General features: G+C 66.9%; 10 protein-coding genes. 3 read left to right on the top strand and 7 right to left on the bottom strand.

Translation table 11 applies throughout. The features are described from left to right. Positions 1 to 7 precede the first annotated feature (7 nt). Positions 8 to 1,168 carry a GGDEF domain-containing protein gene (locus tag IHV84_RS01425; RefSeq protein ID WP_198845514.1) on the top strand — a complete coding sequence of 387 codons (1,161 nt, stop codon included), beginning with the start codon at positions 8 to 10 and terminating at the stop codon, positions 1,166 to 1,168. Positions 1,169 to 1,208: 40 nt separating this feature from the next. On the opposite strand, the gene IHV84_RS01420 is transcribed toward IHV84_RS01425, so the two are convergent. From IHV84_RS01420 to IHV84_RS01400, 5 genes are all read right to left on the bottom strand, one after another. Next, positions 1,209 to 2,426, bottom strand: coding sequence for an acetate/propionate family kinase (locus tag IHV84_RS01420; protein ID WP_142082303.1), 1,218 nt, complete (start codon positions 2,424 to 2,426; stop codon positions 1,209 to 1,211). Between the two features lie 12 nt (positions 2,427 to 2,438). Next, positions 2,439 to 3,875 carry a bifunctional enoyl-CoA hydratase/phosphate acetyltransferase gene (locus IHV84_RS01415; protein WP_198845513.1) on the bottom strand — a complete coding sequence of 479 codons (1,437 nt, stop codon included), beginning with the start codon at positions 3,873 to 3,875 and terminating at the stop codon, positions 2,439 to 2,441. 219 nt (positions 3,876 to 4,094) lie between these two features. Continuing rightward, positions 4,095 to 4,874 carry an enoyl-ACP reductase FabI gene (gene fabI / locus IHV84_RS01410; protein ID WP_198845512.1) on the bottom strand — a complete coding sequence of 260 codons (780 nt, stop codon included), beginning with the start codon at positions 4,872 to 4,874 and terminating at the stop codon, positions 4,095 to 4,097. A 67-nt stretch (positions 4,875 to 4,941) separates the two neighbouring features. Continuing rightward, on the bottom strand, positions 4,942 to 5,379 hold the full coding sequence (locus tag IHV84_RS01405) for a hypothetical protein (RefSeq protein WP_198845511.1): 438 nt from the start codon (positions 5,377 to 5,379) through the stop codon (positions 4,942 to 4,944). Beyond that, positions 5,369 to 7,183: an alpha/beta hydrolase gene (locus IHV84_RS01400; RefSeq protein WP_066695599.1), complete on the bottom strand. Its 1,815-nt coding sequence runs from the start codon at positions 7,181 to 7,183 to the stop codon at positions 5,369 to 5,371. Before IHV84_RS01400 ends, IHV84_RS01405 begins: the two co-directional genes overlap by 11 nt. 197 nt (positions 7,184 to 7,380) lie before the next feature. On the opposite strand from IHV84_RS01400, the gene IHV84_RS01395 reads away from it, so the two are divergent. Further along, positions 7,381 to 8,346 (top strand): ATP-binding cassette domain-containing protein, encoded by a 966-nt coding sequence (locus IHV84_RS01395; protein WP_198845510.1) that lies wholly within the window; start codon positions 7,381 to 7,383, stop codon positions 8,344 to 8,346. A 111-nt stretch (positions 8,347 to 8,457) separates the two neighbouring features. Here the strand turns inward: IHV84_RS01395 and purT are convergent, their stop codons facing one another. Next, complete coding sequence (purT, locus tag IHV84_RS01390) at positions 8,458 to 9,660, bottom strand: formate-dependent phosphoribosylglycinamide formyltransferase (protein WP_198845509.1); 1,203 nt, start codon at positions 9,658 to 9,660, stop codon at positions 8,458 to 8,460. A gap of 154 nt (positions 9,661 to 9,814) precedes the next feature. Here purT and IHV84_RS01385 point away from each other — a divergent pair, with 154 nt between their 5' ends. Then, complete coding sequence (locus IHV84_RS01385) at positions 9,815 to 10,663, top strand: ABC transporter permease (protein ID WP_198845508.1); 849 nt, start codon at positions 9,815 to 9,817, stop codon at positions 10,661 to 10,663. 15 nt (positions 10,664 to 10,678) lie between these two features. On the opposite strand, the gene IHV84_RS01380 is transcribed toward IHV84_RS01385, so the two are convergent. Further along, entirely contained in the window at positions 10,679 to 12,271 is a 1,593-nt protein-coding gene (locus IHV84_RS01380) for a GMC family oxidoreductase (RefSeq protein WP_198845507.1), read from the bottom strand. Positions 12,272 to 12,312 lie beyond the last annotated feature (41 nt).

The raw sequence follows: 12,312 nt of genomic DNA, 5'->3' as shown, positions 1-12,312 counted from the left end.
CAGAGCCATGCAGCTGGATTTTCTGACCCTGCTGGCCACCACGGCCATCAGCCTGTTCATGATCTCGGCATCGCTGCCGCTCATCATGGGTCGGAACATCAGCGCATCCGCCCGCTACGTGCAGGCCAGCCTGCTGTTGCAGGCCCTGGCCTGGGCGGCCATCATCGCATCCACCTACGTTCCTGCCACACTGGCCGACCGCATCCTGTCCACGGTCTCCATCGGCTGCGGGTCGGCGGCGCAGTGGATGAACTACCGTGCGCTCGCCGGATGGCTGGGCCCCCGGCCCTGGCCGCGCCTGCTGCTGGTGCTCGTGGTGGCCACGCCGCTGGGCTATTTTTCGAGCTTCGGCAGCTATGCCATCCGCGTGGGCTGGGCCAACACCCTGCTGGCTGCGGTCACGCTATTGGTGGCACGCGCCACGCTGCAACCCCAGCGGCCCGCAGAGACGGGCTGGCGCAGATTGATTTTCGTCAGCATGCTGACCATGGCGGGCCTGACTCTGGCACGTGGCATCGTGGGTGCCTTCACCGACCAGTACCCCAGCTTTCGCACACCCCATCCGGTCAACCTGGCCTTTGCATTGGGCGCCTGCGTGACGGTGGTGCTCAACACCATCGCCATGCTGGTGGCCTGGCGCGACGAAGCCGAGATCAAGCTGCGCGAACTCGCCGTGACCGACGCACTGACCAGCCTGCCCAACCGGCGTGGCTTCGAGAAGCGCGCCCAGGCCATGCTGGCGCACGCCCGGCGCCATGACCTGCCGCCCACCGCCCTCATGCTCGATCTGGACCATTTCAAGCAGGTGAACGACACCCATGGCCATGAGGTGGGCGACCGCGCTCTGCAACTGTTCAGCCGCCTGCTCAAGGAAACGCGCCGCGACGGCGACCTGGCCGCGCGCCTGGGCGGCGAGGAGTTCTGCCTACTGCTGCACAGCGACGCATCGGCCGGCGCGCCGCTCGACCAGCGGCTGCGCCAGCGCCTGCGGCAGGCGGCCCCTGCCGAACTGGGCCTGGAGATCGATTTCAGCGCTGGCTTGGCCGTGCTGCGGCCTGATGACACCAGCATTCAGCCACTGCTGGCACGGGCCGACAGGGCACTCTACGAGGCCAAGACCGACGGGCGCGGCCGCCTGCACAGTGCGACCCAAGATGCTATGAATTAAATAGCTATCAGCGCTTGACCAGCAATCGACATAGCCACTTTTATCGATTGTTTTCCATCGCACCGGCATCGTCAGCCGGGTGCAGCAGGCGGGCCGCCTCGCGTGCGGCCACGCGGCCCTCGTCGGTCGGAACGACCCAGACCTCCACGGCACTGCCCTCGGCATGGATCGCATGGGCCGCGTCACCCGGCACACCGGCATTGCGCGCTGCGTCCATGCGCACCCCCATCCAGCCGAGCTGGTCGCACACCTGGGTGCGCAGGGCAGCATCGTTCTCGCCGATGCCGCCGCTGAAGGCCAGCACATCCAGCCCGCCCATGCTGGCCGCCATGGCGCCCGACTCGCGCACCACGCGGTAGATGAACTGGTCGATGGCGCGCTGCGCCGCCGCGCTGCCGTCGGCACGCAGGCGGCGCATGTCGGCCGAGATGCCCGAGACGCCGAGCAGGCCGCTCTGCTTGTAGAGCAGCTTCTGGATGCGGTCATGGTCCCAGCCCTGCTCCATCAGGTAGAGCAGCACACCCGCGTCGAGCGTGCCGCTGCGCGTGCCCATCATCAGACCGTCAAGCGCCGAAAAACCCATGGTGGTGGCCACGCTGCGCCCGGCCCGGGCCGCGCACAGGCTGGCGCCGTTGCCCAGGTGGGCCATGAGCACGCGTCCCTGCGCGCGCGGCGAGCGCTCCTGCAGCGTGTCCATGATGTAGTGGTACGACAGGCCATGGAAGCCATAGCGCCGAACACCCTGTTCGGTCAGAGCGGTCGGCAGGGCAAAAGCGCTGGCCACCTCGGACAGGCCGGCGTGGAAAGCCGTGTCGAAACAGGCCACCTGCGGCAGCGCCGGAAAGGCCTGGCGGAACGAACGGATACCCGCCAGGTTGTGCGGCTGGTGCAGCGGCGCCAGGGAGTTGAGGCGCGCCAGGCGTTCGAGCACCGCATCGGTGACAAGCACGCTATCGCGAAAATCCTCGCCGCCATGCACCACGCGGTGCGCCACGGCCGTGATGGGGGGCGCGCCCTCCAGGCCTGCCAGCAGTTCGCGCAGGCGGGCCAGGGCCTGCACAAAAGGCGTCTCGCCCGGGCCGCTCACCGCCTCGCGGCGCGGCTGGCCGGCAAAGGTCCAGGCCATCTCGGGCTGGCCACCGGGCTCCAGGCCTTCGATGTTGCCGCTGAGCACATTCGGCTGCACCTGCCCGAGCCGCAGCGGGTGCAGGGAGAACTTGAGCGAGGACGAGCCCGCGTTGACGGCAAGAATGGCCATGACCGCCACCTCTCAGGCGTTGGACTGCGCCGCTGCCTGCAGCTGGCGCTGGCGGCGCGCGTCGTAGGCCGCCAGCGTGGCCAGCAGGGCCGACGAAACGCGGGTCGTGGGGCCGTCGGCGCGGCTGGTGAGCGCGATCGGCACGCGCGCGCCGAGCACGATGCCCGAGCCCGAGGCCCCCGCCAGGTATTCCAGCTGTTTGGCGAGCATGTTGCCGCTCTCCAGGTCGGGCACGGCCAGGATGTCGGCGTCACCCGCCACGCGCGACTCGATGTGCTTGATCTCGGCGGCCTGGGCCGAGATGGCGTTGTCGAAGGCCAGCGGGCCATCAAGCAACCCCCCCTTGATCTGGCCCCGGTCGGCCATCTTGCACAGGGCGGCGGCGTCCAGCGTGGACGGGATGTTGGGGCTCACGGTCTCCACCGCCGAGAGAATGGCCACCTTCGGGGTCTCCACGCCGAGGATGCGCGCGAAGTCGATCGCGTTCTGGATGATGTCCTGCTTCTCCGCCAGGCTGGGGCGGATGTTCAGCGCGGCATCGGTGATGAGCAAGGGCTTGGGGTAGAGCGGCACGTCAAAGCGGAACACATGCGACATGCGCCGCCCTGTGCGCAGCGCGGGCTGGGCCAGCACGGCCTTGATCATCTCGTCGGTGTGCAGGCTGCCTTTCATCAGCACCTCGACCTCGCGGCGCGCCGCCATGGCGGCCGCCAGCTCCGCCGCCGCGTGGCTGTGTTCGACCGAGTGGATCTCCACCCCGTCGAGGTTGATGCCTGCTTCAGAGGCCACCGCACGGATGCGCGCCTCGGGGCCGATAAGCACCGGAATGATCAGGCCGTAGTGCGCGGAATCCATGGCGCCGCTGAGCGAGCCCACGTCGCACGGGTGCACCACGGCGCAGCGCACGGCGGGCATGCCGTCGGCCAGCGACAGCAGCTCCTTGAACCGCGCCCCGGGGTCGAACAGCTGGATCTGCGGCGCATTGACCTTGGGGATCCGCACCTTGGTGGTGGGTGGCAGCACGCGGGCCGTGCCGTGCAGCACGCTCTGGCCCTTCTGGTTGAGCACCGCGCAGTCGAGTTCGATGCGCTTCTTTTCATCGTCCTTGCTCGTCACGGTCACCGTCACGGTAAGCGTGTCGCCAATGCGCACCGGCTTGGTGAAGTGCAGCACCTGCTCCAGGTAGATGGTTCCCGGGCCGGGGAACTGGGTGCCCAGCAGCGCCGAAATCAGCGCGCCACCCCACATGCCATGGGCAATGACGCCGTGGAACAGCGTGTCGTTGGCGTATTCGTGGTTCAGGTGGGCCGGGTTGGTGTCCCCCGAGACAGCAGCGAAAGCCTGGATATCGGCCTGCGTCAGGGTGCGCAGCAGGCGCGCGCTCTGGCCCACGGAGAGTTCGTCGTAGGTGACGTTTTCCAGCCATTCGGTGTTCGGTGCCATGTTCATGTTGCGGAAATCCTTAAAAAAACAGAGCGGATGCATGCAGATGAGAATTCAACCAGATGACCCGGCGTTGAAAACGGGGGCGACCCAGGCCAGCAGCCACCGCGCAAGGGCCGCCAGTATTCCGCTGTGAGGGCGCTGGTGGCGTCCCCCTGCCCGCCTCGCACAGCGAGGCGAGAGCGGGGGGAAGGCGCGAAGCGACGCAGGGGGGTGTACTGCATCCTAGGCCACTGCGTGACAGCCGCCATCCACATAAATAGTCTGGCCGGTCATGCCGGAAGACGCATCGCAGCACAGGAAGGCGCTGAGCTGGGCGATTTCCTCCAGCGTGACCAGGCGCTTGAGCGGCGCCTTGAGCATGGCATTGGCCATCAGTTCGTCGAAACTGGCAATGCCCGAGGCCGCCCGTGTCAGTATGGGGCCGGGCGAGACAGCGTGTACGCGGATGCCCTGGGGCCCCAGTTCCAGCGCCATGTAGCGCACCATGGATTCGAGCGCAGCCTTCACCGGCCCCATCAAGCCATAGTGCGGCACGGCTTCTTCGGCGCCCAGGTAGGTCATGCTCAGCAGGCTGCCGCCCGCCGACATGTGCGGCACGCACAGCTTGGCCAGTTCGGCAAAGGAGTGGCATGACACCTCCATGGCGCGCGAGAAGCCCTTGCGCGAACTGTCGATCACCTGGCCGTGCAGGTCTTCCAGCGGCGCCCATGCGATCGAATGGATCACGAAATCCAGCCGTCCCAGGCGCTGCACCGCATGCGCCACCAGCGCTTCGAGCTCGCCGTCCTGCTCGACGTTGCAGCCCACCAGGTCCACGCCCAGCGGCCCGGTCAGCGGCTCGACGAAGCTGCGCGCCTTTTCGTTGAGGCAGGACACCACCAGCTCGGCGCCCATCTGATGGGCCAGCTCGGTGCAGCCCCAGGCAATGCTGTTTTCGTTGGCCAGTCCCAGGATCAGGCCCTTTTTGCCCGCCAGGTTGAATGCGTTGGGTTTTTTCGTCATGCGTTGGAAATTCCGGAAAACAAGAAAAAGCGCGGGGCCGCAGACACACCGGGCCCATGCGCGGGGATCAGTTCTGATCGAACAGGCGCTTGAGGTTGGCGCCGTCCGCGCCAGGCTTGAAGCCTTCGCGCACGAGCTGCTCTTGCGCAGACACCAGGATGTGGCGCGTGGCATCCACACCCACGCGGTCCACATAGCTGCGGGCCACGCCGTAGCGCAGCACCAGCAGGCCACGCAACTCTTCACGCAGGTGGGCCTTGCGACGGTCCGGGCTCATGCCGTTTCGGGTTGCGGTGCGCCGGTCGGGCGTGACCCGGCGGTCGGGCTGCGGTACGCGCCCGGCATCGATGTGCAACACCCGCTCCAGCTCGGCCTCGTTTTCCAGGTCCACGCCCAGGCTGGTGGCCAGACGGGCGATGCGTGCGCTCAGCTCGCGCACCAAGGCGCTCATGCGGCGCAGCTGGTCGGCCACCGGACCATCGACTTCCGGGCCGTCAGTCGGCATAGCGCACCATGACGTATTCACCAGGGGCATCGCACAACACATGCGCCGGGTCCATGGCAGGCGGCGCCACGGGCTTGCCCGAACGTTCCTTGAGCCAGGCGTCCATGGCCTCCCACCAGGAACCCTCACGCACCGGTGCATGGGCCTCCCACTCTTCCGGGCCTGTCCAGCCCTGGCCGTCTTCGGTGGCGGCAATCTGGTAGCTGCGCCGGGCGCGGCCAGGCTCGGAGACGATGCCGGCGTTGTGTCCTCCCGCCGCCAGAACGAAGGTGACATGCGTGTCGGTCTGCAGATGGATCTTGTAGACCGAACGCCAGGGCGAAACATGGTCGCGTGTAGTGCCCACCACCAGCATGGGCGCATGGATATCCATCAGCGCCACTCCCACGCCGCCCACGCGGTACTGGCCTGCGGCCAGGGCGTTGTTGAGGAACAGCGAAGACAGGTATTCGGAATGCATGCGCGCGGGCAGGCGCGTGAGGTCGGCGTTCCAGCTCATGAGGTCGAAATCCACCTCGTCCTGGCCCAGCAGGTATCGGCGCGTGTTGCGCGACCAGACCAGATCGCGCGAGTTGAGGAACTGGAACGAGCCCGCCATGGCCTTGCCCGAGAAATAGCCCTTGCGCTCCATGTCCTGGCGCAGCGCCTGAATCTGGTCGTCGTCGATGAAGACGCCCATCTCGCCCGGTTCGCTGAAGTCGGTTTGCGCCGCCAGCAGCGTGACCGAGGCCAGCTCGGGCATGTGGGGCGGGAAGGCGGCGTGTTCGCGCGCCTGGCCCTTGCCCTGCGTTGCGCGGCTCTTGTGTCCCAGGGCTGCGGCCACCATGGCCAGGAAGGTGCCGCCCAGGCAGTAGCCCAGCGCGTGGATGCGCGGCGCCTTCGTGCGCTCCTTGACCGCCGCCATGGCCTCCATCACGCCCAGGCGCAGGTAGTCCTGCATGCCCAGGTCGCGGTCGGAAGCATCGGGGTTGCGCCACGAAACGATGAACACCGTGTAGCCCTGGGCCACCAGATAGCGGACCATGGAATTGGCGGGCGACAGGTCCAGGATGTAGTACTTCATGATGCACGAGGGCACGATGAGCAACGGCTCCGGGTAAACCTTGTCGGTGGTGGGCGCGTACTGGATCAGCTCGATCAGGTGGTTGCGGAACACCACCTTGCCCGGCGTGACGGCCACGTCCTTGCCCACCTCGAAGGTGAGAGGCTCCAGCGTTTGCGGGTCGGCATCGGACCGGGCGCCGTGGTGCTTTTTCAGATCTTCGGTGAAGTGCTGGAACCCGCTCAGCAGGCTCTGCCCGCCGGTCTCGCGCGCCCGTTGCTGCGCCTCGGCATTCGTGAACGGCCAGTTCGAGGGCGACAGCGCATCGAGCGCCTGCCGGGTGAAGAAGTCCACCACATGCTGATGGTGGCGCGTCATGCCATCGACCTGGGCCGCCTCACGCCACCAGGCATCGCTGGCCTTGAAGCCCTCCTTCAGGGCATTGAAGGGCCAGTGCTGCCAGCTTTCGTCGCGAAAGCGTGCATCTTTCTCGGACGGGGTGGCACCTTCATCATCGGTCGCCGGTCGCGCCGACGCCAGCCAGGCCTGCTGCGCCAACGCCAGGGCACGCTGCCCCAGCACCATCTGCCGCCCGGGCGAGAGCGCCAGGTGCATGGCCCAGTCGGCCGCTGCCAGCGCCGTGGACACGGGCGAGAGCCCCATGTTGACGCGTGCCATCTGGGCCTGAACGGTTTCGTCCAGCGCCTTGGCGGTCTGGCGCTGCCGCTCGTACGGTGAACCCGGGGAAGCTTGCTTATCCATGCGTGCCCTTTCGCACTTTTGTTACCAACTCATAGTATGCCCGGATTGACAGAAGCATCCATTCAATTAGTAAGGCAATTTAATAGACTTTGATGCCCGTCAATGCACCCCGCCCTCCCATCCGAATGCTATTGAATTTATAGCTTTTGGCGCTTTCATCCAGGGCTCCAATTGCCAATTTCATCCACAATTGCTTCATGGACACCCCCACCACACATCCTTCCCTGGTCGCTTCCCTGTTCGAGGTCCGTCACCTGAGCAAGCGCTATGGCGAGGCCGCCGTGGTCAACGACGTGTCGTTCTCCATGGCACCCGGAGAATGCCTGGGCGTCATCGGCCCCAACGGCGCGGGCAAGACAACCACCATCCGCATGTGCCTGGGCCTCACGGCACCCGACGGCGGCAGCATCCATTACCAGCCCGCTGGCGGCGGCCCTCTGCTGCAGATGCCGCGCGACGCCCTGGCCATCAAGGCCGAGATCGGCGTGGTGACGCAGTTCGACTCGCTCGACCCCGACTTCACCTGCCTGGAAAACCTGCGCGTGTTCGGTCGCTATTTCGGACTGGCGCCACGCGTCATGGACGAACGGGCGCCTCAGTTGCTGGAATTTGCCGCACTTACGCACAAGGCCCATGCCAAGCCCGGTGAACTGTCGGGCGGGATGAAGCGGCGCCTGTCGCTGGCCCGCGCCCTCGTCAACCGCCCGCGCCTGCTGCTGCTGGACGAACCCACCACCGGCCTCGACCCGCAGGCCCGCCACCTGATGTGGGAGCGCCTGCAACTGCTGCTGCAGCAAGGCACTTCCATCTTGCTGACCACCCACTTCATGGACGAGGCCGAGCGCCTGTGCTCGCGCCTGCTGGTGCTGGACCACGGCAAAAAAATCGCCGAAGGCAAGCCACGCGAGCTGATCGCCCAGCACCTGGAAAGCGATGTGGTCGAAGTCTTCGGCGTGGGCGCCGTGGCGCTGGCCGAAGACGCGAACCTGCGTGCCCTGGCCGCCCGCGTGGAGATCAGCGGCGAGACGGTGTTCTTCTACACGCAGAACGCCCAGCCCCTGTTGCAGGCGCTGGGCCAGCATGGCCACCTGCGGACGCTGCACCGCCCTGCCAACCTGGAAGACTTGTTCCTCAAGCTGACGGGACGGCAGATTCGGGAGTGAGGCGCCAGCGTGGCGTCAGGTGTCCGCGCATCCACCCAAGCCATCAAAAATGATAGCTGCCAGCGCTTACTGAATAAGCGCTAGCGGCCCATTTCACTTAAAAACGCAGCCTCAAGCCTTGCGCGGCTTGACCTTGCCAGCCGCCAGCTTGGCGTTGCTGCGCGCTGTTTCCACATCCGCCGCACGCGCCAGGGCCACGCCCATGCGGCGCTTGGCAAAGCTCTCGGGTTTGCCGAACAGGCGCAGGTCGGTGCCGGGCACGCGCAGGGCCTCGTCCACGCCGTCAAACACAACGCCTTGGGCTTCCATGCCGCCATAGATCACAGCGCTGGCGCCGGGGTTGCGCAGGCTGGCGTCCACGGGCAGGCCCAGGATGGCGCGGGCATGCAACTCGAACTCGCTCTGGTGCTGGGTGCACAGCGTGACCAGACCCGTGTCGTGCGGGCGGGGGCTGACTTCGCTGAACCAGACCTGCTCACCCTTGACGAACAGCTCCACGCCGAAGAGGCCCTGGCCACCCAGGTTGTCGGTGACGGCCTTGGCAATCTGGCGCGATTTCTCCAGCGCCGCAGGGTGCATGGGGTGGGGCTGCCAGCTTTCCACGTAGTCGCCGCTCACCTGCACATGACCGATGGGGTCGCAGAAGCTGGTGACGATCTGGCCATCGGCGCCGACCGAACGCACGGTGAGCTGGGTGATTTCGTAGTCAAAGTCGATGAAGCCTTCGACAATGACGCGGCCGTGGCTCACGCGGCCACCGGCCATGGCGTAGTCCCAGGCCTTTTGCACATCGGCCGGGCCGTCGATCTTGCTCTGGCCCTTGCCCGAGCTGCTCATCACGGGCTTGACGATGCAGGGGTAGCCGATGCCTGAATGAATCGCAGCCTGCAACTCCGCTAGCGAATTGCAGAACTTGTACGGGCTGGTGGGCAGGCCCAGCGTTTCAGCGGCCAGCACGCGGATGCCCTCGCGGTCCATGGTCAGGCGGGCGGCGCGGGCGGTGGGGATCACGCGCACGGTGCCAGCGGCTTCCAGCTCTTCGAGCATGGGGGTGGCAATGGCTTCGATCTCGGGCACCACCAGATGCGGGCGCTCGGCTTCGATCAGCGCCTTGAGCTGGGCCGGGTCGCTCATGGTGATAGTGCGTGCGTGGTGGGCCACTTGCTGGCCGGGAGCGTTGTCGTAGCGGTCTACCGCAATGGTTTCCACGCCCAGGCGCTGCAGCGCGATCAGCACTTCCTTGCCCAGCTCTCCCGAGCCGAGCAGCATGACTTTGGTGGCATGGGGGGACAGAGGGGTTCCGAGGGTGGTCATGGGCAGGGCCTTCAAACGGTGGATGTGAAACGGGGTCAAGACGATGCTGAACAGGGTCGGCCAGGATTTTGCCTGCTGCGCAAAGCCTGAGAACCTGCTGCGCCTCTCGCAGGAGCGCATCCACAGGCTCTACCGCACGCCGCACAATAGCCCCATGAGTACCACGCCCAGCGCCTTGCGCCCCCGCCCACCCGCACCGGCTTCGGTCTGGCGCCCGCCTGCGTTGTCGGCCCGCTGGTGGCCGGTGTTTTTGCGCAACCTGCTGGTGTGGCGCAAGCTGGCCATTCCCAGCCTGGTGGGCAACATTGCCGAGCCGCTGATGTGGCTGGTGGCCTTTGGCTACGGCATGGGCGCGCTGGTGGGGCAGGTGAGCGTGGGCGGCGCGGGCTCAGATGCCAAGGTGCCCTACATCCTGTTTTTGGCCAGCGGCTCGATCTGCATGAGCGCGATGAACGCGGCCAGCTTTGAGGCGCTGTACTCGGCGTTTTCGCGCATGCATGTGCAAAAGACCTGGGACGGCATCATGAACGCGCCCGTCACGCTCGACGATGTGGTGCTGGCCGAGATGCTGTGGGCCGCGTTCAAGGCGCTGTTCACCGTCACGGCCATCCTGGGGGTGATGCTGGCCCTGGGCATCAGCCACAGCCCCAAGTTGCTGGTGGCGTGGCCGGTGCTGCTGTTCGTGGGCATCATGTTCTCCAGCATTGCCCTCATCTTCAATGCGCTGGCCAAGGGGTACGACTTTTTCACGTACTACTTCACGCTGGTGCTCACGCCCATGATGTTTTTGTCGGGCGTGTTCTTCCCGCGCGAGCAGCTGCCGCCGCTGGTGCGCGCGATCTCGGACTGGCTGCCGCTGACCAATGCGGTGGAGCTGGTGCGCCCCCTGTTCATGGACCAGTGGCCCCAGCAGCCGCTGCGCCACGGCGTTGTGCTGGCAGCCACCACGGTGGTGGCCTTCTGGCTGGCACTGGCGCTGACGCGGCGGCGCTTTCGCGGCTGAAGCAGCCCCATAACCTCAGGCGGCGCTGGCGCGCAGCAAGTCCACCGCCTTTTCGGCCACCATCACCGTGGGGGCGTTGGTGTTGCCGCTGATGATGCGCGGCATGACGGAGGCGTCCACCACCCGCAGCCCCTGCACGCCGTGCACACGCAGCTGCGCATCCACCACGTCCATGGGCCCAGGGCCCATGCGGCAGCTGCCCACGGGGTGGTAGATGGAATCGGCATGGCTGCGGATGAACTGGGCAATCTCGGCATCCGTCTGCGCACTTGCAGACACGGGCAGCTCCTTGCCGCCCAGGTCGGCCAGGGCCGGTTGCGACAGGATGTCGCGCATGCGGCGCACCCCGCGCACCATGCGCTGCAGGTCGTCCTCATCGGCCAGGAAGTTCGGGTCTACCAGCGGCAGGGCCATGGGGTCCGCACTGGCCAGGGCCACCCGCCCCCGGCTGCGCGGCTGCAGCAGGCACACATGCGATGAATAGCCGTGGCCCAGCGCGGTTTTGCGGCCATGGTCCACCAGCTTGCCGATGACGAAATGCAGCTGCAAATCCGGCGCAGACTCGGCCGCGCTGCTGCGGATGAAACCACCCGCCTCTGCGTAGTTGGTGGTGAGCATGCCGGTGCGGGCGCGGCGCCAGTCCATCACACCGCGCGCAATGCGCACCGCCGCCTCGGCCGACACGCCGAACAGGTCCTTGAGGTGTGGCGCGTCATACAGCAGCACCACGTCGGGGTGGTCGTGCAGGTGCTCGCCCACGCCAGGCAAATCGTGCACCACGGCAATGCCGTGCTGCTGCAACTGCGCGCCGGGGCCAATGCCTGAGAGCATCAGCAGCTGGGGCGACAGTAGCGCCCCGGCGCTGAGCAGCACTTCGCGCGCGGCGCGCACTTCCTTGAGCTGCCCACCCTGGCGGTATTGCACGCCCACCGCACGGCGGCCCTCCATCAGCACCCGCGTGGCCTGCGCGCCGGTGATGACCTGCAGGTTAGGCCGGCCCAGGTGCGGCGTGAGGTAGCCCTTGGCGGTGCTGTGGCGTTCCCCATTCTTGTGGGTGACCTGGTACAGGCCCACGCCTTCCTGGTCTGGCCCGTTGAAGTCCAGGTTGTGCGGGTAGCCCGCCTGCACCCCGGCGTGCACAAAGCTCTGGCTCACGCGGTGCGGCGAGCGCAGGTCGGCCACGTTGAAGGGCCCGCCCTGCCCGTGCAAGGGGCCGCTGATGCTTTCGTTGTGTTCGGCACGCACAAAGTAGGGCAGCACATCGGCCCAGCCCCAGCCGGGGTTGCCCTGGGCGGCCCAGTGGTCGTAGTCGGCCGGTTGGCCACGCACGTAAATCATGGCGTTGACCGAGCTGCTGCCGCCCAGCACTTTGCCCCGGGGCTGGTAGCCGCGCCGGCCGTTGAGCCCCGGTTGCGGTACCGTGCTCTGGCGCCAGCTGTTGAGCTCCAGCCGCGCCATGGCGGCCAGCCCTGCGGGGCAGTGGATCAGCACGCTGCGGTCGGCCGGTCCGGCTTCCAGCAGGGACACCCGCACGGCGGGGTCCTCCGTCAAACGCCCTGCCAGCACGGCCCCGGCCGAGCCCCCGCCCACCACGATGTAGTCGAACATGTTTACATCTTCCCCCGGCCAAGCACAGTGGCCACCTGCAA

The sequence above is a fragment of the Acidovorax sp. IB03 genome, assembly GCF_016406015.1.
GTDB classification, from domain to species: Bacteria; Pseudomonadota; Gammaproteobacteria; order Burkholderiales; family Burkholderiaceae_C; genus Acidovorax; species Acidovorax temperans.
Note: the sequence above shows the minus strand (reverse complement) of the source record. Positions and strands in the feature narration are given on the sequence as shown.